This window comes from Stenotrophomonas sp. HMSC10F06 (genome assembly GCF_001807865.1).
Classification (GTDB): Bacteria; Pseudomonadota; Gammaproteobacteria; order Xanthomonadales; family Xanthomonadaceae; genus Stenotrophomonas; species Stenotrophomonas bentonitica_A.
Map to the genome: position 1 here is coordinate 53147 of NZ_KV791297.1, position 23296 is coordinate 76442.

General features: G+C 67.7%; 22 protein-coding genes. 9 read left to right on the forward strand and 13 right to left on the reverse strand.

Annotated elements, in window-relative coordinates; all coding sequences use genetic code 11:
* Positions 1–212: 212 nt before the first annotated feature.
* Entirely contained in the window at positions 213–2156 is a 1944-nt protein-coding gene (locus tag HMPREF3113_RS13395) for a DEAD/DEAH box helicase (RefSeq protein ID WP_070473318.1), read from the reverse strand.
* Positions 2157–2424: 268 nt separating this feature from the next.
* On the opposite strand from HMPREF3113_RS13395, the gene HMPREF3113_RS13400 reads away from it, so the two are divergent.
* The gene (locus tag HMPREF3113_RS13400; protein WP_019184435.1) at positions 2425–2655 is read left to right on the forward strand and encodes an RNA-binding S4 domain-containing protein; all 231 of its coding nucleotides are present in this window, start codon (positions 2425–2427) and stop codon (positions 2653–2655) included.
* Between the two features lie 23 nt (positions 2656–2678).
* Here HMPREF3113_RS13400 and ubiM read toward each other — a convergent pair whose 3' ends face one another.
* The 4 genes from ubiM to HMPREF3113_RS13420 form a co-directional block, all read right to left on the reverse strand.
* Positions 2679–3851 (reverse strand): 5-demethoxyubiquinol-8 5-hydroxylase UbiM, encoded by a 1173-nt coding sequence (gene ubiM, locus HMPREF3113_RS13405; RefSeq protein WP_070473320.1) that lies wholly within the window; start codon positions 3849–3851, stop codon positions 2679–2681.
* Positions 3852–3940: 89 nt separating this feature from the next.
* Entirely contained in the window at positions 3941–4330 is a 390-nt protein-coding gene (locus HMPREF3113_RS13410) for an MAPEG family protein (RefSeq protein ID WP_019184437.1), read from the reverse strand.
* An 18-nt stretch (positions 4331–4348) separates the two neighbouring features.
* On the reverse strand, positions 4349–4879 hold the full coding sequence (locus HMPREF3113_RS13415) for a DUF4019 domain-containing protein (protein ID WP_070473322.1): 531 nt from the start codon (positions 4877–4879) through the stop codon (positions 4349–4351).
* Between the two features lie 59 nt (positions 4880–4938).
* Complete coding sequence (locus tag HMPREF3113_RS13420) at positions 4939–6084, reverse strand: COG3904 family protein (RefSeq protein ID WP_070473324.1); 1146 nt, start codon at positions 6082–6084, stop codon at positions 4939–4941.
* 174 nt (positions 6085–6258) lie between these two features.
* Here HMPREF3113_RS13420 and HMPREF3113_RS13425 point away from each other — a divergent pair, with 174 nt between their 5' ends.
* Positions 6259–7725 carry a DNA-3-methyladenine glycosylase 2 gene (locus tag HMPREF3113_RS13425; protein ID WP_070473326.1) on the forward strand — a complete coding sequence of 489 codons (1467 nt, stop codon included), beginning with the start codon at positions 6259–6261 and terminating at the stop codon, positions 7723–7725.
* A complete protein-coding gene (locus HMPREF3113_RS13430; RefSeq protein WP_070473328.1) occupies positions 7722–8213 on the forward strand; it encodes a methylated-DNA--[protein]-cysteine S-methyltransferase in 492 nt (163 codons plus the stop codon). The genes HMPREF3113_RS13425 and HMPREF3113_RS13430 overlap by 4 nt, the downstream gene beginning before the upstream one ends.
* Before the next feature lie 67 nt (positions 8214–8280).
* Here HMPREF3113_RS13430 and HMPREF3113_RS19000 read toward each other — a convergent pair whose 3' ends face one another.
* On the reverse strand, positions 8281–8439 hold the full coding sequence (locus tag HMPREF3113_RS19000; protein ID WP_254427854.1) for a hypothetical protein: 159 nt from the start codon (positions 8437–8439) through the stop codon (positions 8281–8283).
* Between HMPREF3113_RS19000 and HMPREF3113_RS13435 the strand changes: the two genes are divergently transcribed.
* Positions 8429–9553 carry an alkaline phosphatase family protein gene (locus HMPREF3113_RS13435; protein WP_254665298.1) on the forward strand — a complete coding sequence of 375 codons (1125 nt, stop codon included), beginning with the start codon at positions 8429–8431 and terminating at the stop codon, positions 9551–9553. The genes HMPREF3113_RS19000 and HMPREF3113_RS13435 overlap by 11 nt on opposite strands.
* A 72-nt stretch (positions 9554–9625) precedes the next feature.
* Here HMPREF3113_RS13435 and HMPREF3113_RS13440 read toward each other — a convergent pair whose 3' ends face one another.
* On the reverse strand, positions 9626–9808 hold the full coding sequence (locus HMPREF3113_RS13440) for a 30S ribosomal protein THX (RefSeq protein ID WP_019184443.1): 183 nt from the start codon (positions 9806–9808) through the stop codon (positions 9626–9628).
* A gap of 118 nt (positions 9809–9926) precedes the next feature.
* Positions 9927–10340, reverse strand: a complete 414-nt coding sequence (locus HMPREF3113_RS13445) for a MerC domain-containing protein (RefSeq protein ID WP_070473332.1) — start codon at positions 10338–10340, stop codon at positions 9927–9929.
* A 157-nt stretch (positions 10341–10497) separates the two neighbouring features.
* Here HMPREF3113_RS13445 and HMPREF3113_RS13450 point away from each other — a divergent pair, with 157 nt between their 5' ends.
* The 5 genes from HMPREF3113_RS13450 (at position 10498) to HMPREF3113_RS13470 (ending at position 17631) form a co-directional block, all read left to right on the forward strand.
* A complete protein-coding gene (locus HMPREF3113_RS13450; protein ID WP_070473334.1) occupies positions 10498–12699 on the forward strand; it encodes a TonB-dependent receptor in 2202 nt (733 codons plus the stop codon).
* A gap of 151 nt (positions 12700–12850) precedes the next feature.
* Positions 12851–14089, forward strand: coding sequence for an MFS transporter (locus HMPREF3113_RS13455; protein WP_070473336.1), 1239 nt, complete (start codon positions 12851–12853; stop codon positions 14087–14089).
* Between the two features lie 100 nt (positions 14090–14189).
* Positions 14190–14756: a TetR/AcrR family transcriptional regulator gene (locus HMPREF3113_RS13460; protein WP_070473340.1), complete on the forward strand. Its 567-nt coding sequence runs from the start codon at positions 14190–14192 to the stop codon at positions 14754–14756.
* Positions 14753–16438: an MFS transporter gene (locus HMPREF3113_RS13465; RefSeq protein ID WP_019184448.1), complete on the forward strand. Its 1686-nt coding sequence runs from the start codon at positions 14753–14755 to the stop codon at positions 16436–16438. Before HMPREF3113_RS13460 ends, HMPREF3113_RS13465 begins: the two co-directional genes overlap by 4 nt.
* An 8-nt stretch (positions 16439–16446) precedes the next feature.
* Positions 16447–17631: an HlyD family secretion protein gene (locus HMPREF3113_RS13470; RefSeq protein WP_070473342.1), complete on the forward strand. Its 1185-nt coding sequence runs from the start codon at positions 16447–16449 to the stop codon at positions 17629–17631.
* Positions 17632–17788: 157 nt separating this feature from the next.
* Here HMPREF3113_RS13470 and HMPREF3113_RS13475 read toward each other — a convergent pair whose 3' ends face one another.
* From HMPREF3113_RS13475 to creD, 5 genes are all read right to left on the reverse strand, one after another.
* Positions 17789–18274 (reverse strand): Fur family transcriptional regulator, encoded by a 486-nt coding sequence (locus HMPREF3113_RS13475; RefSeq protein ID WP_019184450.1) that lies wholly within the window; start codon positions 18272–18274, stop codon positions 17789–17791.
* Positions 18275–18290: 16 nt separating this feature from the next.
* Positions 18291–19694 (reverse strand): glutamate--tRNA ligase, encoded by a 1404-nt coding sequence (gene gltX / locus HMPREF3113_RS13480; RefSeq protein WP_070473343.1) that lies wholly within the window; start codon positions 19692–19694, stop codon positions 18291–18293.
* Positions 19695–19813: 119 nt separating this feature from the next.
* Positions 19814–21400 carry a M28 family metallopeptidase gene (locus HMPREF3113_RS13485; protein WP_070473520.1) on the reverse strand — a complete coding sequence of 529 codons (1587 nt, stop codon included), beginning with the start codon at positions 21398–21400 and terminating at the stop codon, positions 19814–19816.
* 100 nt (positions 21401–21500) lie between these two features.
* Complete coding sequence (locus HMPREF3113_RS13490) at positions 21501–21902, reverse strand: hypothetical protein (RefSeq protein ID WP_254665299.1); 402 nt, start codon at positions 21900–21902, stop codon at positions 21501–21503.
* Positions 21903–21941: 39 nt separating this feature from the next.
* Positions 21942–23261, reverse strand: coding sequence for a cell envelope integrity protein CreD (gene creD, locus HMPREF3113_RS13495; RefSeq protein ID WP_019184454.1), 1320 nt, complete (start codon positions 23259–23261; stop codon positions 21942–21944).
* Between the last annotated feature and the right edge of the window lie 35 nt (positions 23262–23296).

Sequence of the window (23296 nt, forward strand, 5' to 3'; positions counted from 1 at the left end):
TCGCGGTGCCGCCACTCTCCCTGCGACCTCCATACATCGCCGATCCCCCCCGGGGCTGCGGATGTGGAAACTCATTCCATTGGAGCATGGTCCAACCCGCAGGCTAGGGCCAGTGTTGTTGAGACGGCGCGAAACCGGCAGCCAGGGACGCGGGGGCCGGAAACGACGACGCCAGCCCGGAGGCTGGCGTCGCGTCGATCACCCGAGGGGGATCAGAAGTTGCGCGGACCGCGCGGCTTGAAGCCATCACGGCGCGGCGGACGGTCGTTGCCGCCGGGACCGCTGCGCGGGCCACCCGGACCACGCGGCTTGCCCTGGCCGAACTTCGGCTTGAACGCCGGACGCGGCGACGGGGTCAGGTCTTCACCCGGCTCGACCTTGCGCATCTGAAGCTGCTGGCCCGAGACCCACACCTTCTTCAGGTGGGTCAGCAGGTCCTGCGGCATTTCGGCCGGCAGGTCCAGCACCGAGAAGTCGTCGTGGATGTCGATGCGGCCGATGAAGCGGCTTTCCAGCCCGGCTTCGTTGGCGATCGCGCCGACGATGTTGCCCGGCTTCACGCCGTGCACGTGGCCCACTTCGATGCGGAAGGTTTCCATGCCCGGCTCGGCGGCACCGCGCGGGGCGATGTCACGGCGCGGGGCGCGCTCGAAGCCGCCTTCGCTGTTGCCGAAGTCGCCTTCCGGACGCGGCGGGCGCGGGCCGCGGTCGTCTTCACGACGCGGGCCACGCTCGAAGCGCGGCTCGAAACGGGCCGGGCGCTCGCCACGGTCGTTGCTGCGCTCGTTGCGCTGGTGCGGCGCACGCTCTTCACGGGCACCACGCACCGGCGGGGTCAGCAGGAACGGCGAATCGCCCTGCAGCAGCTTGGCCAGCGCGGCGGCGATGTCGATCGCCGGCACGTTCTTCTCGCCTTCCAGCTTCTGCAGCAGGTCGCGGTAGAACTCGGTACCACCGGCATCCAGGACATCGCTGATGCGGCTCATGAACTTGGTGATGCGGGTATCGTTGACCGCATCCACGCTCGGCAGCTGCATTTCTTCGATCGGCTGGCGGGTGGCGCGCTCGATCGCACGCAGCATGCCCTTTTCGCGCGGGGTGGCGAACAGGATCGCGTCACCGGTGCGGCCGGCACGACCGGTACGGCCGATGCGGTGCACATAGCTTTCGGTGTCGTACGGGATGTCGTAGTTCAGCACGTGGCTGATGCGCTCCACGTCCAGGCCACGGGCAGCCACGTCGGTGGCCACCAGGATGTCCAGCTTGCCTTCCTTGAGCATGCCGATGGTGCGTTCGCGCTGGGCCTGCTGCATGTCGCCGTTGATGGCGGCCGCGGCCAGGCCACGTGCCTGCAGCTTCTCGGCCAGCTCTTCGGTGGCCGCCTTGGTACGCGAGAAGATGATCATCGCGTCGAAGGGTTCCACTTCCAGGATGCGGGTCAGCGCGTCCAGCTTGTGCATGCCGCTCACCCACCAGTAGCGCTGGCGGATGTTGGCCGAGGTCGTCGTCTTGCTGACGATGGTGACTTCAGCCGGGTTCTTCAGGTAGGTCTGCGCGATGCGGCGGATCTGCGACGGCATGGTGGCCGAGAACAGGGCGACCTGGCGGGTCTCCGGCAGCTTCTTCAGCACGGCTTCGACGTCGTCGATGAAGCCCATGCGCAGCATTTCATCGGCTTCGTCCAGCACCAGCGTCTTCAGCTCGGACAGGTCCAGGGTGCCGCGCTCGAGGTGATCGATCACACGGCCCGGGGTACCGACGATGACGTGCACGCCACGGCGCAGGGCCTGCAGCTGCTGGCCATACGGCTGGCCGCCGTACACCGGCAGCACGCGGAAGCCCGGAATGCCGGAGGAATAGGTCTGGAACGCCTCGGCGACCTGGATGGCCAGTTCGCGGGTCGGTGCCAGCACCAGCACCTGCGGCTTGGTCTGGTTGAAATCGAGGTTGGACAGCACCGGCAGTGCGAAGGCGGCGGTCTTGCCGGTACCGGTCTGGGCCTGGCCCAGCACGTCACGGCCTTCCAGCATCGCCGGAATGGTGGCGGCCTGGATCGGCGAGGGGGTTTCGTAACCGACGGTGGCGACGGCCTGCATGACAGCGTCGGACAGGCCGAGATCTGCAAACCGCAGCGGCGTGGTGGAATCTTGGGACATGGGGAACTCCGAAACACCGCCGTTTTACGCGGCAGTGAGATAAAAAAGGGGGATGGTCCGCGCTTTGGGCGCCCTTTCTTATCGCGTGCCCTGGCGCTGCTCGGTCGGAGGAGAATTCACTCACTCAGGGGGCGATGATACCGCATCGTTCCTGAACAACGCGTACAGATTGCCACGTGGATGCCGTTCTGCCGCGTGCTGGCGCACAATACGCGCCCTCTCCCGGCCGGGCCCAACGCCCGCGCCCCTTCCCAGGATACCCGTTTTCATGCAGACCCTCGAATTTGAACTGGACCGCGACTACGTCGAGCTCAAGCAGCTGCTCAAGCTGGCCGACCTGGTCACCAGCGGGGGCGAAGCCAAGACCGTGATCGGCGACGGCCAGGTCCTGGTGGATGGTGAAGTGGAGCTGCGCAAGGCCTGCAAGATCCGCGCGGGCCAGCAGGTGCAGTTCGCCGACACCGTCATCCACGTGATCGCCGACAGCGACGCGCCCTGACCCTGTGTGACGACCAACGGTCGTCACCTACCGGTGAGGTGGGCGGCGATCAACTGGCGGAACGGGGCCACGCCGTGCGCCAGCCGCAGCCCGGCCCGGCGCAGGAGCCGCGCCGGCAGGCGGTCATTGGTATACAGCGAGGCGATCGCATTGGTCGCCTCGTAGAGCGGCCGGGAGGCCAACCGGTGGCCGCGCTCGTACGCGGCCAGCCCGGACGGCGCGGCGATGTCGCGCCCCTGCCCCGCCGCCCTGCGCACGATCCCGGCCAGCCGATGCTGGCTCCGCAGGCCCAGATTGAAGCCATGGGCCGTCACCGGATGCATGCCGACCGCGGCATCGCCGATCAACGCGCAGCGATCGCCGGCAAACGCGTGCGCGTAAACGCCCACCAGCGGATACGCGACCGGCGTGGCCAGCGGCCGCATCGCGCCCAGTCGATGCTCGAAGAACGCGCTGATGCTGCGGCCGAAGTCGCCTTCGTCCTGGGCGATCAAGCCTGCGATCTGGCGCGGCGGCAGGGTGATCACCGCCGAGGCCTGGTCGCCGTTGAGCGGCAGCAGCGCCATCGTGCGGCCATAGCCGAACCACTCCCAGGCCGTGTGCCGGTGCGGCACCTCGATCTGCATCCGGCACACCAGCATCGATTTGCCGAAGTCGCGCATCTGCGCCCCGATCCCCAGCAGGCGCCGGGTCGCGGAGAAGCGGCTGTCCGCAGCGACCACCAGGCGCGCGGCCAATTGGCGGCCATCGGCCAGGGTGACCGTGCTGTGGGTGGGGCCGGGGGCGACGGCCGTCACGTTGGCCTGGTCCACGATGTCCAGCCCGGCCTGGGCCTGCACGCTCTGCCACGCGGCGCGGCGGATCAGATGATTGGGCACCAGCCAGCCCAGGTCATCGCCGGTACGCTCGTGCGCAGCGAAGGTCAGCGCGAACGGCGAGCCGCCGTCCATCACCTTGGCATCGCGCAGCGGGGAAATCTCGGCCGGGTCCAGCCGCTCCCACAGGCCCAACGATTCCAGGATCTGGCGCGAGGCGTGGGTCAGCGCGATCTCGCGGCCATCAAAGGCCGGATCGGCCAGCGCAGCGCGCGGCTGCTGTTCGATCAGCGTCACGCTCAGGCCGGTATCGGCCAGCGCGCGTGCGAAGCACAGCCCGGTCGGGCCGGCACCCACCACCACCACATCCACAGACTGCATGATCCCATCCTGCCGTTACGTGTCAGGTGCAGCTTAGCGCCGCGGCGTCGGCGCCGTCCTTGATCTGGATCAGGCGCGCCAGCACCGGTTCACAGCAACGCCCACAGCAGCATCACGATGCCAAGCAGCGAGACCAGCCACACCAGGCTGCGCACATAAGGCACGCCGGCGGCGTACAGCGGCAGGTAGATCAGGCGCGCCCAGAAATACAGCTGCACGGCCACGGCGGTCATCCCATCCTGGCGCTGGGTCAGCACCACCGCCAGCACCGCGGCCGCGAAGAACGGGAAGGTTTCCATGAAGTTGCTCTGCGCGCGCTGCAGGCGGCCGGCCAGCGGGCCTGGCGGTGGCATCGGCTGATCGCGCGCGGAGGCGTTCCAGCCGATGCCGCGCTCGCGGGTGATCAGCGTGGAGGGCGCGAACACGTGCACCAGGCCGAGCACCATCGACCACACCAGCATCTGGATCTCGATACTCATCTGCGCAGGCTCCGGCAATCAGGGGGTGGCGGCACGCACGCTGTAACCGGCCAGGCGCCAGATGCGGTCTTCGTCGAACCGGAAGGAGACCAGTTCGCGCACCGGCTGGGCACTGTTGGCAAAGCGTGTGGGGAAACTGACGTTGATGTAGAGCCCTTCGGGAACGGTTGCCCCGGCGGCGTACTTGACCCGGGTCACCACCGGTTGGCCGCGCGAGGCCAGTGCGCCAAGACGTTGGCGATCAGCGGTGAGCTGGCTGACGAACGCCTGCTCGGTCACCGACTTCTTCGCCACGGCCGAAGCGCCTTTCCACGCCTCGCCGGCGCGGTTGGCATCGACCAGCTTGGCCACCTGCAACGCGGCGGCGGTCATTTCCGCATCCTGCTTCTGCACCTGCGCCTGCTGCGCCGGGCTCAGTGCCGGACGCGCTCCGGGCGCAGCCGCAGGCGCGGGGCGTGCCGGCGCGGGTGCAGGGGTGGCCGGTGGTGGCGCCTGGGCCAGCGTGGCGAAAGGCAGCAGAGCGGACAACAGCAGCAGCGGAACACGCATCAGGACACCGTTGGCTGGAAGGAACGGGCCCAGTCTACGGGAAGCACGTGAGTCCTCCGTCAGTTGCGTTCGGCGGCCTCGCCCGATGCCGGACGGGCGTCACCGAGGGTCCGCTCGGCGGTCTCCGGCTGGTCCGGGGCCACGGTGGTCGGCAGCAGAGTGGAGACATCGATTTCCGACAGCGGACTCTCGTCCGGACACGTCTCGTCGGGGAAACCGAAGCGCTGCTTAAGCGCCTGCCCGCAGCTGTTGACGGCCTCCAGCTCGCTGCCCTCGCGCTTGCACTCCTGATCGAAGGCGACCAGGAAGGCATCCTTGCGGCGCACGAACGCATCGCCGCATTTGCGCATCTGCTTGATCCGCTCCAGATCGTCCTGCACGGCGTTGGTGCCGTCCAGCCCGAACTGACGCAGCTCCTCGGCGGTCAACAGGCGCAGGCTGCGGTTGGGCACGGTCATCATCAGGTCGGCCACGCCCACCGCCACGCCGTTGCGCTGCAGGTAATCCTTCACGTTGTCATAGACCTCGTGGAGTTCGCGGTTGAGTTCAGCGCGCGAGGTCGCCTTGGAACTGATCCGCATCATGCGATGGATGCCGACCTTGCCCGAGACCAGCCGGTTATCGCCGGCGGCGAGCACGAACACGCAGGCACTGTGGCAGACCGAGCCTTCGCGCACCCAGATCGTCCAGTTGGATTCACCGATGCGGTCGCCGGCCACGATGGCGGCTTCGACCTGGCCACCACTGGAATCCAGGTCCAGGATGCGCCGCGAAATCCGCTGCGCATCGGCGACCACCGCCAGCCGGGCGACCAGCTCGGAGAAGCCCGGATTGATCTTGCCCACATAGCGCACGCGCAGCAGGCCGCGCTCGGCGCAGGGCTGCAGCGCGGCCTCGATGCTGGCCCGGTCCAGCGCCTCCAGCGGGGCGCCATCGCCGGCGTCACCGGCGTAGTCGGTATCGCAGCTGATCCACGCCTTGCCGTTTTCCAGCGCGGCCTGCGGCCAGCTCAGGTCGCCCCGCTCGGGCGCGGGCGGCGGCGGTGGCGGCGCATCGGCTGCATTGATGGACACCATGTGATCGCCATCGGCCGTCTGCGCCCGCACGGCCTTGTCGGCGGCGGTGACATTGCCCGGGTTCTCCAGCTGGCTGCAACCGGCCAGGCCCAGGTACAACAACGGCAACCACCACGACTTGAGCAACATGGACAACCCGGAATCCTTGCAAGGGGGGAATGCGCGGCAAAATGAGCGCGCACGCACAGTCTAGTGCGCGGCCGGCGCATCGCGGCAACCTGCCCTGAACCGGGCGACCCCGGCGTGGCATTGCTGTCCGAAAATGGCGAGCCGGGCCTGGGCTGCGGGCATAGACTGGCCCCCATGGAGACCGCCCTGCCCCTGGACCACACCGCCTGCGAACGTGCCCGCCTGGCCCGCGACGCGCGCTTTGACGGGGTGTTCTTCACCGCCGTGCGCAGTACCGGCATCTACTGCCGTCCGGTCTGCCCGGCACCGGCGCCGAAGCCCTCCAATGTCACCTACTACCCGACCGCGGCCGCCGCAGCGGCAGCCGGTTACCGCCCCTGCCTGCGCTGCCGTCCCGAGCTGGCGCCCGAGGCCCAGGACGCGCTGGACAATGAAACCCTGCAGCGCGCGTTGGCGCTGATCCATGAGGGTTATCTGCAGGATCAGCCGGTCGCCGATCTGGCCGCGCACGTCGGCCTGAGTGCCCGCCAGCTGCAGCGCCTGTTCGTCGCCCGCCTCGGCGCGGCACCAGCGCAGATCCACGCCACGCGGCGGCTGCTGCTGGCCAAGCAATTGCTGACCGAAACCGCGCTCCCCGTGACCGATGTCGCGATGGCCTCGGGCTACAACAGCCTGCGCCGGTTCAACGCGGCCTTCCTGGATGGCTGCGGCATGCCCCCGACCGCGATCCGCCGCCAGCGTGGCGCGCTGACCGACGGCGCGCTCACGCTGCGCCTGGGCTATCGGCCGCCGCTCGATTTCACCGCGATGCTCGGTTTCCTGCGCCGCCGCGCGATTCCCGGCATCGAGCAGATCGGCACGGACAGCTACCAGCGCGTGATCGGGCCGCCCGAGCGTCCCTCACTGCTGAGCGTGACCGACGATCCACGGCGCCCCGAACTTCTGCTGCGGCTGGGCCAGGTCGATCCGCGCGCGATTCCGGGCATCGTCCGGCGCGTGCGGCGCATCTTCGATCTGGACGCGGATCTGCTCAGGGTGCACGCCACGCTGATGCAGGAGCCGCTGCTCGCTGCGGGCATCGCGCAGCGCCCGGGGCTGCGCGTGCCTGGCGGTTGGGATGGCTTTGAAGTGGCCGTGCGCGCCGTGCTCGGCCAGCAGGTCAGCGTGGCCGCCGCCGCGACGCTGGCACGCCGCGTGGTGGACCGCTTCGGGGCCACCCTGGAAGGCATGCCGGCAGGACTGGATCGCCAGTTCCCCTCGCCCGCGGTGCTGGCCCAGGCGCCGCTGGAAACGATCGGCCTGCCGCGTACCCGGGCCGCCACCGTGCGCGGTGTCGCCCAAGCGGTGGTCGAGGGCCGGCTCGATTTTGGCGCCGGCCAGTCGTTGGCCGGCTTCGTCGAACGCTGCGTCGCCCTGCCCGGGATCGGCCCATGGACCGCGCATTACATCGCGCTGCGCGCCTTGGCCCTGCCCGATGCGTTTCCCGCCGGCGATCTGGTCCTCCAACAGGTGCTCGGCGATGGCACGCGCTTGAGCGAGCGCGCCACCGAGGCACGTTCGCAATCGTGGCGCCCCTGGCGCGCCTACGCCGTTCTGCACCTGTGGCACATGGCCACCCCTGCTCCGGGAGTTCCCTCATGACCCTGCTCTACGACACCTTCGACAGCCCGATCGGCGCCCTCACCGTGGCCGGCGACAGCCAGGGCATCCACCACATCCTGTTCGAGAACAACCGTTACGACGCCAAAGGCCGCGAGCACTGGCAGCGCGACGCCCATGCGTTGCGCGGCGCACGCGGGCAGCTGCTGGAGTACCTGCGCGGCGAACGCATGCGCTTCGATCTGCCGCTCGCCCCGCACGGAACGCCGTTCCAGCTGCGCGTGTGGAAAGCGCTGGCCGATATCCCCTTCGGCCAGACCTGGAGCTACGTCGAACTGGCACGGCACATCAACCACCCCACCGCCAGCCGCGCGGTCGGTGCCGCAAATGGCCGCAATCCGCTGCCGATCGTGCTGCCCTGCCACCGCGTGATCGGCAGCAGCGGGGCACTCACCGGATTCGGCGGCGGGCTGGCCACCAAGGCGGCCCTGCTGCAGTTGGAAGCCCGGCGCGATTCATTGTTCGCGTAGCTGCAGGTCATGCGTCATGCGTGGCGTGTGCCATTGGTTGTCTTCGACGCGTCACCGCCACGCACTATCATGGCGCGATGATTTCCGCTCGCCTTTCCATGGCGCTTGCCGCCGCTCTTTCGTTGGCCGCCTGCGCCACGACATCATCCACCCCGCCTGTCGCGCCTGTCGCCAGCGCAGCGCCGAGTGTCCCGGCCGCGCAGCAGAAAGTGCTGTTGATCTCCATCGATGGCCTGCGGGCGGACATGCTCGATCGGGGCATCACCCCGAACATCAGCCGGCTTGTCCACGAGGGTGTGCGGGCGCAATGGATGACACCGTCGTATCCGGCACTGACCTTTCCCAATCACTACACGATCGTGACCGGACTGCGCCCGGATCACCACGGCATCATCCACAACAGCATGCACGAGGACGGACTGGGCCAGTTCCAGCTGCACATGCGCGATTCGGTGGCCGACTCGCGCTGGTGGGGCGGTGAGCCGATCTGGGTCGGTGCGGAAAAGGCCGGCCTACGTACTGCCGTGTGGTCCTGGCCTGGCAGCGAAGCCGCGATCCAAGGCATCCGCCCCAGCCAGCTGCATGGTTACGATGAAGCCGTGGCCCTGCCCGATCGCGTTGACCAGGTGCTGGGCTGGCTGGGCCAGCAGGGCCCGCAGGCGCCGCGCCTGGTCACGTTGTACATGGAGCAGGTCGACAAGGCCGGCCACAATCACGGCCCGGAATCTCCGGCGTACGCCGCCGCGGTGGCATTGGCCGACAGCGCGCTGGGTCGCCTGCTCGATGGTCTGCAGGCCGATGGACTGGCCGACACCACCAACGTGATCCTGGTGTCCGATCACGGGATGGCCAGCGTACCGGCTGGCCACGTGGTGGCGACCGAAGACATGATCGATCCGACGATTGCCCGCGACATTTCGGTAGGGCAGTCGATCGGGTTCGCGCCCTTGCCAGGCAAGCAGGCCCAAGCCGAGCAGATCCTGCTGGGCGCGCATGCGAACTACGATTGCTGGACGCGTGAAACCCTGCCGACGCGTTGGAAGTACGGCAGCAACCCGCGCATTCCACCGATCATCTGCCAGATGCATGAGGGCTGGGATGCCCTGACCCGGGAGCGGATAGCCAAACGCGGCCCAGGTGACCGGGGTTCGCACGGCTATGACAACGCCCTGCCGTCGATGCGCGCGGTGTTCGTCGCGCGCGGTCCGGCATTCAAGCAGGGGCAGTCGCTGCCTGCCTTCGACAACGTGGATGTGTATCCGCTGCTGACCCGCCTGCTCGGCATTCCGGCCGCACCCAATGACGGCAACCCCGAGCGCCTGCTGCCCGCCCTGCGCTGAGGCGATCCCGGCGCGCAGGCAAAAAAAAACGCGGCGCAAGCGCCGCGTTTTTCATGGACCCGCCTGGCTGGATCAGCCGGCCTTGGCCACCGCTTTCTTGGCAACGGCCTTCTTGGCCGGCGCCTTCGTCACGGTCTTCTTGGCAACCGGCGCAGCTGCGCCCACGGCCGCCTTGCTCACGACGTGCGAACGCGAATTGCCGTAGCTGGCATTGAAGCGCTTGCCCTTGGCGGTCTTGCGGTCACCCTTACCCATGTCGTAACTCCTTAGTCTGAATGCTGCGAAATCTGATTACCCCGTACTGACACGGGTTCGGCGGGGCCGCCCTCTCAGGCGCCCCCGCGCACGATCGGAAAGCCTACCATGCGCGCTCTCAATGAGCACAGCTGGCGTCATGGACGTGGCCGTGGTTCAGCCGCAGATTCATCAGATGGGCCACACCGACCAGCACGCCGCCCAAGGTCATCACCACCGCATGCGGCACCGCCGAGTGGTGCAGCGGGTCGTACAACAGCCCCGCCCAGAGGGCGCTCAGGCCTGGAATCAGGAAGCCCAGCGCGCGCAATGCGCCATGACGGCGCCAGCCCCAGACCAGGCTGAACAGGCCCAGCAGGGTCACGAAGCTGACCAGGGCCAGCTCCACATCGTCGCTCATCCACACGGACAGGCCCAGCGATGGCGCAGCGGCCAGCAGCACCGGAAGCACAGCGCAGTGCACGGCACACAGCAGCGAGCCGGTGGCACCGAAACGATCCAGCAGATGGCGAACTCGAGCGAACAGGGGCATGACTTCCAGCAGGGTCTGCGAAGCGTTATGGAATAATATAACATCAATCCCGACGCGCACCCTGCCTCCCCCTGACTTGCCCTCTACCCGTCCCATGACGGGATTCGCGCGCCCCACCATTGATATATTGTAACAATTGACCGAAGGCCCTTGCCCTATGCGCTCCAGCTCCCTCCTGCTCAAACCCCATGCCCTCTCCCTGGCCCTTGCCGCGGCGATGCTGCCTTCGCTGGCGCTCGCCGCCGATGACGCCAGCAGCCACCGCGACCGTCACCTGACCGAACTGTCCACCGTGAAGGTCACCGCCTCGCCGCTGCAGGGCGATGCCGAATCGCTGGCCCGCCCGGTCGACGTGCTGGCCGGTGAGCGCCTGGACGAGCAGAAGGCCGGCACCCTTGGCGACACCGTGGCCAAGCTGCCCGGCGTGCAGAGCACCTTCTTCGGCCCCGGCGTCGGCCGCCCGATCATCCGCGGCCAGGAAGGCCCGCGCGTGGCGGTGCTGTCCAATGGCATGGGCAACATGGATGCCTCCACCGTGAGCGCCGACCATGCCACCAGCATCGAACCGTTCCTGGCCGATCAGATCGAAGTGCTCAAAGGCCCGGCCACTCTGCTGTTCGGCAGCGGCGCAATCGGTGGTGCGGTGAACGTGGTCGATGGCCGCATCGCCCGCGAATTGCCGGACCGTCCGCTCAGCGGCCGCGCCGAACTGCGTGGCAACTCGGTCAACGACGAGCGCAGCGGGATGTTCCGGCTGGATGGTGTCAGTGGCAACGTCGTGCTGCATGTCGATGGCCTGGTCCGCAATGGCGATGACTACCGGATTCCCGGCTATGCCGTGATCGATGGCCTGGAAGACCACAGCGGCCACGACCACGAGGAAGGCGATTCGGACGAGCCGCGCCGCGGCCGCCTGGACAACAGCTCGGTCCGCACCCGCGCCGGCGGCGTCGGTGCCACGTGGCTGGGCGATGACGGCTACTTCGGCGTCTCGGCCAGCACCTACCGCACCAACTACGGCATTCCCAACGGTGCGCACGTGCATGCCGAGGACGACCACGGTCATGACCACGATCATGATCACGACCATGGCGACGAGGAAGAAGGCGACGAGCATGACGTCCGCATCGACATGGTGCAGAACCGCTTCGAGACCAAGGCCGGCATTTACAACCCGGTCTCGTTCCTGAAGAACATCAACGCACGCGTGGCCTATACCGATTACGAACACGTGGAGCTGGAGGCCGGCACCCCGGCCACCCGCTTCACCAACCGGGGCATCGAAGGCCGCCTGGAAGCCGTGCAGGAGCAGATCGGCGGCTGGGATGGCGCGTTCGGCCTGCAGTTCGGCAACAGTGATTTCGGTGCCAAGGGTGAAGAGGCGTTCGTTCCGGATACCGGCACGAAGAACATCGGCCTGTTCGTCCTGCAGGAAAAGCAGTTCGGCCCGTTCAAGCTCGAACTCGGCGGTCGCCATGACCAGGTGAAGCTGGACCCGACCGGCGACTACCGCGCGCGCAAGTTCGATGCGACGAACCTGTCCGCGGCCGGCATCTGGACGCTCAACGACGCCGTGGATCTGCGCTTCGGCATCGACAGTTCCGAGCGCGCCCCGACCAACGAAGAGCTGTATGCCGCGGGTGCGCACATCGCCACCCGTTCGCTGGAAATCGGCGATGCCAACCTGAAGACCGAGCGCGGCCAGCGCGTCGAGCTGGGCATCCACACCCACAGCGACCGCGTCGACTTCTCCGCCTCGATCTACCAGACCAAGTTCAAGGACTTCATCTACCTGGCCGACACCGGCGTGGTCGAATCGCTGCCGGTCCGCCTGTGGACCCAGCAGGACGCCACCTTCAAGGGTGCCGAAGCCGAAGCCCTGTTCCATCTCTTCGAAGGCAACGGCGGCGACTGGGACCTGCGCGTGTTCGGCGATTACGTGAAAGCCGAACTGGATGGCAGCGGCAGCCGCAGCGTCGACATCGCCGTCCCGCACGGTGACCACAACCACAATTACAGCGTGGAGCTGGCCAACACGGGTTACCTGCCGCGGATCGCCCCGGGCCGCGTGGGCGCGGACCTGCGCTGGTCGCGTGACGGCTGGCGTGCGTCGGTCGGTGCCGTGCGTTACAGCAGCCAGAAGGACGTGGCCCAGAACGAGGAACCGAGCAACGGCTACACCCTGGTCGACGCGCACGTCGCCTACCGTTGGGACCGTACCGGCAGCAACAGCTACGAAGTCTTCCTGGATGGCAGCAACCTGACCAACCGCGAGGTCCGCCCGCATACCTCCCTGCTGCGCGACTATTCGCCGCTGCCGGGCCGCGGCGTCGCGTTCGGCATCCGCGCGTACTTCTGATCGATTCATTGGGTGGTTGTGTTACCCGAGGGGGCCGAAAGGCCCCCTTTTTTGTGCGCGGCCATCGGCGTGCTTTGCCCTGCCCGCACACTGTGGCAACGTGCACACCGAGCGTGCCGTTCGCCCACGCCCTGCCTGCCGGAGCCGACGCATGAGTACGTCCACCGCCGCCACGCGTGCCCCCTCCATGCACTGGGGGCTGTTGGTCGCCGCCTCGGCGATCCTGATGGTCACCATGGGCGTACGCCAGACCTCCGGCCTGTATGTCGATCCCATCCACCGCGGCACCGGCGTCAGCATCGTCGAGATCAGCTTTGCGCTGGCCATCGGCCAGTTTGTCTGGGCCGCGGTGCAACCCGTCTTTGGCGCCGTTGCCGACCAGCGCGGCGCAGTGCCCGTGCTCATCGTCGGCGCCCTGCTGCTGGCGGCCGGGCTGCTGCTCGCGCCGCTTCTGACCAGCCCGCTGGGGATGACCTTCACCCTTGGCCTGCTGATGGCCGCCGGTGCCGGAGCTGGCAGCTTCTCGGTGCTGATCGGCGCCACTGCCCACCGTCTGCCGGCCGAGAAGCGATCATTCGCCGCCGGTCTCATCAATGCGGGCGGCTCGCTGGGCCAGTTCGTGTTCGCGCCGCTGGTCCAATGGATCATCGGCACCGCCGGCTGGGCGCGCGCCATGATCACCATGGCCGTCATCACCCTGCTCTCGCTGCCCCTGGCCTGGCCGCTTCGGCGTCGCGCCGGCGACCATGCGTCCATTGCCGGGGCGGCCGACGATGACGGCCTGGGCGCGCAGCTCCGCATCGCCGCCCGCGACCGCAGCTACTGGTACCTGCACCTGGGCTTTTTCACCTGCGGCCTGCACATTGCCTTCCTCGTGACCCACCTGCCCGGTGAGATCGCCCTGTGCGGCCTATCGCCGACCGTCGCCTCGTCGTCGATCGCCCTGATCGGGCTGTTCAACGTTGCCGGCAGCCTGATCGTCGGCGCCCTCGGCCAGCGCTACCGCATGAAGTACCTGCTGTTCTGGATGTACGCCAGCCGCGCCGTGATGATCGGCGTCTATCTCGTCTCGCCGCCGACCGCGCTGACCTTCTACCTCTTCTCCGCCGCGCTCGGCTTCACCTGGCTGGCCACGGTGCCGCCCACCGCCGGCCTGGTCGGCAAGCTGTTCGGCCCGCGGTATCTGGGTACGTTGTTCGGGCTGACCCTGCTTTCGCACCAGTTGGGCGGCTTCTTCGGGGCGTGGCTCGGCGGCCTGGCGCTGGCCCACACCGGCAACTATCTATGGATGTGGTATGCGGACATGGGCTTGGCCGTGATCGCCGCGCTGATCAACCTGCCGATCCGCGAAGCCCGCCTCGGCTGCCACGGCCTGCCTGCGCCGCGCTGAACTCACCCGCCATCGACATTGCCCAGCGCGCGCCAACCAGGACGCGCCGAACCCGACACGCCCCCTTCCGCGCCGGACAGTTCTGTCCGATGATGCGTACATGCCTACCCAACGTGCCGATGCGGCGGCCCGCCGCGCCCAGATCCTCGATGCTGCCGATGCCGTGTTCGGCCAGCATGGCGTGAACGCACCGCTGGACCTGGTGGTCGAACGTGCCCAGGTCGGCCGGGCCACGCTGTACCGCAACTTCCCCGACCGCACCGCACTGGTCGAGGCGCTGCTCCAGCGCACCGTCAACCGCATCGCGCGCCAGGTACAGAGCCTGGGCGATCGCGACGACGCGCTGTTCGAGGTGCTCGAAGGCATGGCCAACCGAATCGTCCAGTCGCCCGCGCTGTCGGACTACTGGCGCGCGGTGGATCCCGATCAGATACCGATCCGGGCCGCGCGCGAGACCATCTACGAACTGCTGCGCGAACCGATCGCCCGCGCGGTCGGCGCCGGCCTGTGCCGCCCGGACCTGGAAACGACGGACATTTCACTCATCTCAGGCATGCTGGGAGCCGCGCTGCGTGGCAAGACGCGTGACGAACGCGCCCGGCTGGCCACGCGCGCCCTGCAATTGCTGCGTGGCGGATTGCGGGGGCCTGCCGACGGGGAGGGATGATGCCGCAGTACCTCAAGCCGGTTCCGGACTGGGAGGAGCACGAAAAACCGACCCTGCCGGGCTCGGCTTCGATGCCGTGGCATCCGCCGCACCGCCGCCTCGCCTATGCCCTGGTCGCGCTGCTGGTCGGCATCACCGGCGGCCTGGGCAACGCCCTGGTCAGCGCCAACCTGCCGTTCCTGCAGGGCCAGCTCGGGCTGACCCCGGCGCAGGGCAGCTGGCTGGTGGCCGCCTATGCGATGGTCAATGTCACCGCCAACCTGCTCGCCTTCAAGTTCCGCCAGCAGTACGGCATCCGCCTGTTCGCCGAGATCGGGCTGGGCCTGTATGCCGCCCTTGCGGTACTGCACCTGTTTGTCGGCACCTTTGAAACCACCGTGCTGATGCGCGCGGCCAGCGGCTTCGCCGGCGCGGCCTGCAGCACCCTGGGCACGCTGTACATGCTGCAGTCGCTGCCGCGCAAATACACCGGTAACCTGCTGGTGATCGGCGTCGGTATCGCGCAGTTGGCCGTGCCGATCGCCTGGCTGGTCTCGCCGGGCCTGGTCGATACCGGGCAGTGGCACAACCTGTATCTGTTCGAGGCCGGCCTGGCGCTGTGCGCGTTCGCCGCCGTGGTGGTGCTCAAGCTGCCGCCCGGTGCGCAGATCAAGGCCTTCGAGCCGCTGGACTTCCTCACCTTTGCCCTGCTTGCCCCCGCGGTCGGCTTGCTCGTGGTGGTGCTCGCGCAGGGCTACACGCGCTGGTGGCTGGACACGCCATGGCTGGGCTGGGCGCTGGTCGCCTCGATCGCGCTGTCCACCACCGCTTTCATCATCGAGCACTACCGACGCAATCCGCTGCTGCAGACGCGGTGGCTGGCCAGCCTGCCGGTGATCCACTTCATCATCGGCGCGTTCCTGATCCGCTTCCTGACCACCGAGCAGTCCTACGGCGTGGTCGGCCTGATGCGCACGCTGGGCATGGGCCCGGACCAGATGCGCCCGTTGTTCGCGGTGATCCTGGCCGGCGTGATCACCGGCATCGCCGCCAGCTCGCTGACCTTCGGGCCGAAGCGGCTGATCCCGCAGCTGCTGATGGCGATCCTGCTGCTCGGCAGCGCCGCCCTGCTCGACCAGAGCCGCACCAGCCAGGACCGTCCCCACGACTTTTTCGCCAGCCAGTTCCTGGCCTCGGTCGGCGCCGGCATGTTCATGGGACCGCTGATCATGCTCGGCATCACCCAGGCGCTGAAACAGGGCGTGGACCACATGATCACCTTCCTGGTCACGCTCTCCATTACCCAGACCCTGGGCGGTCTGGCCGGCTCGGCCGTGCTGGGCACCTATCAGCTGCACCGCGAACAGGTGTATTCCGGCGCGCTGGTCAGCCAGCTGGATCCGGCCGACAACGTGGTCGCCCAGCGCCTGAAGCAGCAACAACAGGTTTACGCCAGGCTGATCACCGATCCGGTGCAGCGCAGCGCGCAGGGCACCGCGCAGCTGGCCCAGATCACCCGCCGCGAAGCCAACGTGCGCGCGTTCAATGACGTGTTCGCGCTCAGCGGCCGCGTCGCGCTGGTCTTCCTTGGCTGGTTGCTGCTGCTGGCGGTCCGCACCGCCGTGCTCAAGCAATGGCGCAAACGCCACGCGCCGACACCTCCCCTTTCCGCGCCGACGCCTGGCAGCGTCGCGCCCCGATGAGCCCGCCCATGTCGACCCAACCTCCGCACGACGATAACGCCCCGGAAAACGTCAATCCGCCGCCACCGACCGACGCCGCGCCCGCTCCCGCGCCGCCACCGGCGGCCGCGCCCTCCGGCGTGCCCAAGTACCTCAAGCCGAGCCTGCGGAGTGTCATCATCATGATCGTGATCGCGCTGATCGGCATCGCACTGATCCTGCGCGCGTGGTCGCTGTGGCCGTTCGAAACCTCGCGGGTGACCACCGACAATGCCTATGTGCGTGGCCAGATCACCGTGCTGGCACCACAGGTCAGCGGCTACGTCACCGAGGTGCTGGTGAAGGACTTCCAGCACGTCAAACAAGGCGAACCGCTGCTGCGCATCGACGACCGCATCTACCGCGAGAAAGTCGTCCAGGCCGAAGCCGATCTGGACAGCGCCAAGGCAGCACTGGCCAACTCCGATCAGTCGCAGGCGCAGAACCGCGCGCAGATCCAGGCCGCGCAGGCCAACCTGTCTGCCGGCCAGGCCGAGCTCTCGCGCTCGCGTACCGAACTCAAGCGCTACGAAGAACTCGCCGACCAGCAACTGGTCGCCCTCAACGACCGTGACAAGTTCCGCACCACCACGCAATCGGCGCAGGCCAGCGTGCTGCAGTCGCAGGCCCAGATCCGCATCGCCGAGGAAACCCTGACCTCCACCCAGGTTGCCCGCAAAGGCCTGGAAGCCCGCGTCGAGACGGCCCAGGCCCAGCTGGAACTGGCGAAGATCGATCTCGCCAACACGGTGATCCAGGCGCCGCGCGACGGCCAGGTCAGCGAAGCCTCGGTGCGCCTGGGCCAATATGTCACCGCCGGCTCGCAGCTGCTGTTCCTGGTGCCCGATGCCTTGTGGGTGGTCGCCAATTTCAAGGAAGGCCAGACCTGGAAGATGCGCATCGGCCAACCGGCCACCTTCTCCGTGGATGCCTTCGACGGTCAGAAACTGCATGGCCACATCGAACAGATCGCCCCGGCGACGGGCTCGGAGTTCAGCGTCCTGCGTCCGGACAACGCCAGCGGCAACTTCACCAAGGTGGTCCAGCGCCTGCCGATCCGCATCGCCATCGACCCCGACCAACCGCTGGCCCCGCGCCTGCGCCCCGGCATGTCGGTGATCGTCAAGGTGGATACCGCCGCGGAAGTGCATGAGCCGGCCGGTGCGAAGCGGTGATGCGCTTGCAGCCTTTCCTCGCCCCAGGCTGCGTTACATCCGCTCTCGTGCAGAAATGAAAACGCCGCGCAGATGCGCGGCGTTTCAACATCAACAGCGTACCGACCAACGGTCGGTACCTACCGGCGGATGCAGCACCCCACGGTCGGTACCTGCCTTACCCCGCACACCGCGCGCACAGGCCATGCACTTCCAGCGTCTGCGCCTGCGGCTGGAACCCGAGCTCCTTGGCCCGCTTTTCCAGCTGACTGACAATTTCCTTGTCCTCCAGCTCCACCGCGCTGTGGCAGCTGTTGCAGATCAGGAACGGCACTGAATGCTGGGCACTGCTGGGATGGTGGCAGGCCACGAACGCATTCACCGATTCCAGCTTGTGCACGAAGCCATTGGCCATCAGGAAATCCAGCGCGCGGTACACCGTCGGCGGGGCGTCGGCACCGACGCCCTTGCCATTGCGCACCCACTCCAGCAACTCATACGCCTTGACGGGTTTCCCGGCCTCGGCGATCAGGCGCAGCACGTTCGCGCGGATCGGCGTCAGCCGCAGCCCGCGTTCCGAGCACACACGTTCGACCACCTTCACGAAGTCGGAGGCGTCGTGAACGTGATGGTGCGGAGCGGTACAAGCGGTCTTGGCGGACATGCGCGGTCTCCTGTGGTCAGGCCGTCGGTACTTTAGTGAGTGCGACCTCGATGCGTTTCAAGGCCTCTTCACGCCCGGCCAGGAACACCGTCTGCGAAATGTCGGGGCTGACCTGGGTGCCGGTGATGGCCACGCGCAGCGGCTGCGCCACCTTGCCCATGCCGATCTCCAGCGCCGTGGCGACGTCGTGCAATGCCGCCGAAACGCTCTCCACCGTCCACTCGCCGGCCGCGCCCAACAGCTCGCGGGCCTTGCCCAGCGCCAGTTCCGCACCCGGCTTGAAGTGCTTGGCCACCGCCGCTTCGTCGTACTCGGTCAGCGGCTGGTACCAGACCACCGCCTTCTCGGCCATTTCCTTCAGCGTCTGCACGCGGTCGCGCAGCGCCACCACCACGTCCGCCGGCGCGGGACCGGCGTTCAGGTCCAGGCCCAGCTTGTTCAGCTGGTAGACCAGGTGCGGGGCAATGCTCTCCGGCGTTTCGGTCTTCAGGAAGTGCTGGTTGACCCAGCCCAGCTTGGCCATGTCCAGGCGCGCGGCCTTGGAGTTGCAGTTGGTCACGTCGAACAGATCGATCAGCTCCTGGCGGCTGAACAGCTCCTGGTCACCGTGCGACCAGCCCAGCCGGGCCAGATAGCTCAGCAGCGCGTCGGGCAGGTAGCCGGCGTCCTTGTACTGCATCACATCGGCCGCGCCGGTGCGCTTGGACAGCTTGGCGCCCTGCTCGTCCAGGATCATCGGCATATGGCCGAACTTCGGCACGGGCGCACCAATGCCCTCGTACAGATTGATCTGGCGGGGGGTGTTGTTGATGTGGTCGTCGCCGCGGATGACCTCGCTGATGCGCATGTCCCAATCATCCACCACCACCGCGAAGTTGTAGGTGGGGAACCCGTCCGGACGGAAGATCACCATGTCGTCCAGTTCGCTGTTGGCGATCTCGATACGGCCCTTGATCAGGTCGTCGAACACCACCGTGCCCTCGAGCGGATTCTTGAAGCGGATCACGCGGTTCGGGTCGTCCTTGTACGGCAGGCCCAGATCGCGCGCGGCGCCGTTGTAACGCGGCTTTTCCTGCTTGGCCATGGCGGCCTCGCGCATCGCGTCCAGTTCTTCCTTGGTCTCGTAGGCGTAATACGCCTTGCCCTGCGCGACCAGCTGCTCGGCCACTTCCTGGTAACGGGCCACGCGCTGGGTCTGGTAGATCGGACCTTCGTCGTAGCCCAGGCCCAGCCATTCCATCGCCTCCAGGATCGCGTCGATCGCGCCCTGGGTGCTGCGCTCGCGGTCAGTGTCTTCGATGCGCAGCACGAATTCGCCGCCACGGTGACGGGCCTCCAGCCAGCAATACAGCGCAGTGCGGGCGCCACCGATGTGCAGGTAGCCGGTGGGACTGGGGGCAAAACGGGTGCGGCAGGTCATGGGGGGCTCAGGGCGGGAAACGGAATCCCGGCAATTTTACCCCGCCCCGGCCGCAAACCGGGCACTCCTCGCCCGGGATGGCGTGGACCGCCCGTTCCAGGCGGTCCACGCGTTGGCCCTCAGGGGGTCAGCAACGGCTTGCGCGGCAGCTTTTCATCGCGCATCGCCGCGTTGTAGACGAACGAGGCCACGATCGCGGCGGCCTGCTTCAGGTCTTCCGGCTCGGCGTGGTCCCAGGTGTCCAGGTTGCTGTGGTGGACGTTGGTGAAGTAGTCCAGCCGGTCCTGGATGAACTGGAATCCGGGCAGGCCCACGCGGTCAAATGCGATGTGGTCGGTGCTGCCGGTATTGCGGGTCGCCACGGTGGTCGCGCCCACGTCATGGAACGGGGCCAGCCACGCTTCGAAGATCGGCACCGCGGCCAGGTTCTCCTGCGCGTAGATGCCGCGGAAGCGGCCCGAGCCGTTATCCATGTTGAAGTACGCCGAGAACTTGTCGTAATCGCGCTGGCGCTGCAGGGCACCGGTCGGCTCACGCATCGAGGCCGGCAGCTTGAGCTGCGCCGGGTCGGTCGGTTCGGGGTAGCGCGCGAAGTGCCTGGACACGTAATCCTGCGAGCCGATCAGGCCCTGCTCCTCGCCACTCCACAGCGCCACGCGGATGGTGCGCTTGGGCTTGGCGCCCACCGCCTTGAGGATGCGCATGGCTTCCATCATCACCGCCACGCCGGCGGCATTGTCGGCTGCGCCGGTGCCGGTGTGCCAGGAATCCATGTGCGCGCCCAGCATGACGATCTCGTCCGCCTTGCCGCTGCCGCGGATTTCGGCCAGCGTGTTGTAGCCGGGCTTGTCCTGCTCGTCGGTGAAGCGGGCCTCGACATTCACGCGCAGCTTGACCGCCTGCTTGTGGTCCACCGCGCGCACCAGCTGGTTGTAGTGCTCGGCCATCATCGCCAGCTCGGGCACGCCGACCGGTTCACCAGCCTTGCGCGAGCCGCCGCCACCGACACGGATGATCCCGTTGTCCCAGCCGCTGATGCTGATCGTGGCCAGCACGCCCTGCTCGGCGAAGAACGCATTGGTGGCGCGGGTCAGCTCCTGCTTTTCAAGGTATTCCTTGGCCTTCTTGGCACGGTCGGCCTTGGCATCGGCGACGTCCTTGGGCACCGCGAAGACCTGCAGCTCGGCCAGGCCGGCGTCGTCGTGGCGGTGCGAATCGGACGTGGTGGCCCGCTCGTAATCGCGTGCATCGTTGAGCAGCAGGATCTTGCCGGCGAGCTTGCCCTTGTACTGATCCAGGTCGGCCAGCTTCTTGATCTCGACCTTGATCACCTCGCCTTCCACGGGGCCGTTGGTGCCCGGGGTCCAGGCCTTCGGCAGCGCATACAGCGGCGCCACGCGCGGGCTCAGCAGCTCCACGCTGGCGTTGCTGAACTCCCAGCCGCGGCCGAATGCATCGAAGGCCTCGTCATGCACATTGACCAGGCCCCACTCGTTGAACTTGCTGCGGGTCCAGGTGTTGGCCTCGCCCATGGCCGGGGAATTGGTCAGGCGCGGACCGATCTGCTCGGTCAGATGGCTGAAGGTCGCCATCACCTGCGACCGGTGGAAGGCTTCCTGGCGGATGCGGCTGACCATGTCCAGGTCCACCGTTTCCTTCGTCTGTGCACCGGCGACGCCGCTCAGTGCCAATGCCACGCTCAACATGCCCCACTTGAACACGATTACCCCCGCCTCTCGGCCAGACCACGAACAATCCCCGAGTCTATCGAGCACCGGCCCGGTGCCCCCGGGCCAAGAGTCATGGTCATTCCATCCAGCCGTACCAGAGCTGGCTGCGGGTGGGCAGCACCAGCAGCCAGCGGCTGCGGTCCACCGAGGCGCTGGCGTAAACCGGCGCATGCACCGGCCAGTCACCCGGCAGCCCGCGGATGCCGATCTCGCGCAGGGCCTGCGCACCTTCGCGCCACGGCCGGTACGCGCCACACCAGTGCGGGATCGGCAGGCGCCCACGCGCCTGCCGTGCCTGTTCCAGGAAGCCAAGCCCGTGTGCGGCGATGGCCGCGCAGGTGGCCGGCGCCAGGCCGAAGCGCACCAGCCCCGGCGCTCCCTGCACGCCGGGCAGCGCCATCAACGGTGAGGGCCAGCCCGAAGCCTCCCCCTCCAGGAGCGAGGCCACCTCCAGCCGCGCGGGGAGCGCCCGGCGCATACGTTCGTGCAGACAGCGATGCAGGCTCATCATCGTTGCTCAGCTCAGGCGTGCGCCGAGTTCGTACCAATCCACCCGACGGGTCACCCACATCACCGCGGCCAGCACGCCGAACAACAGCAGCGAGCCCATCAGCAGCGCGTTGTTCTCCGAGATCAGCAGGCCATACAGCGCGCCGTACAGGGCGCTGAGCATCACCGCAAACCCCAGGCCGCGTTGCCAGCTCTTCAGTACGCCGGACAGATACACGGTCTGGATGCCGATGCATGCCAGGGCCGAGAGCGCGTAGGCCTGCCAGAACGCGATGTGCTCGGAGAGGCTGAGCAGCAGCAGGAAGAAGATCGCCAGCGCCAGGCCCACCATCAGGTACTGCAGCGGGTGGATGCGCAGCTGCTTGATCAGCTCGAACAGGATGAAGCCGACGAAGGTGAGCAGGATGAAGAGGATGCCGTACTTGCTGGCACGATCAGCCTGGGTATACACGTCGACCGGATTGACCAGCTCCACGCTCACGGCCTCGGCATCGATGTCCGGGCGGTTGCGCAGCTGGTGCTGGGCGCGCGACGCCAGCGAGGACACCGCCCACTGTGCATCGAAGCCCTGTGCATCCACCTTGCGCTCGTTGGGCAGGAAGCTGCCACCGAACAGCGGATGCGGCCACGGCGAGCGCAGCGCGATGCGGCTGTCATCGCCCACCGGCACCACCGACAGCGAGCGCGTGCCATCCAGCACCAGCTCCAGCTCGACCTTGCTGCCCTTGAGCACGCCACCGCGCTCATCCTCAAGGCCCGGCAGGCCCACGTGCAGGCCAGTGCCGATGCCACTGACGCCGCCAGCGTCGGGCAGCAGCGCCAAGGCCGAGCCATCCACACGCAGGTTCGGCGAGCCGACCAGACCGCGCACGTCGGCGATGCCCACGGTCAGGAACGGGGCGCCATACACGCGGCCTGCCTTCACGGGATAGTCGTCATCGGCGAACTCGGCGCTGATCGTCGCCTTCCAGCTGTAGACCGGCACGCGGAACAGGCCGACGCGGCGCTCGTCCGGCTGCATCACGCCGTCCACCTTGAGCGTGGCCGGCATCTGCAGCCACTGCCCCTGCTCGACCTGTTTCTCCTTTTTCTTGGTGCCTGCCGCGTCCACCACCTCGACCTCGCGGGTTTCGGTCCACGGCACCACCCGGATCGGGCCGGTCAGGATCTGCGCGCCGGCACGGCTCTGCGCCACGCGCTGGTAAGCCTCGTCGCGGTAGGCCTCGCGCTCGCGGATCACGCCCTTGATCAGGCTCAGCGGAATCAGCAGCAACAGGATCAGACCGCCCACGATGGCGAACCGCAACAGCATCTTCAGGGATTTCATGACCCGTCCTCGGTTGGGAGGGGGCCAGCTTCCCG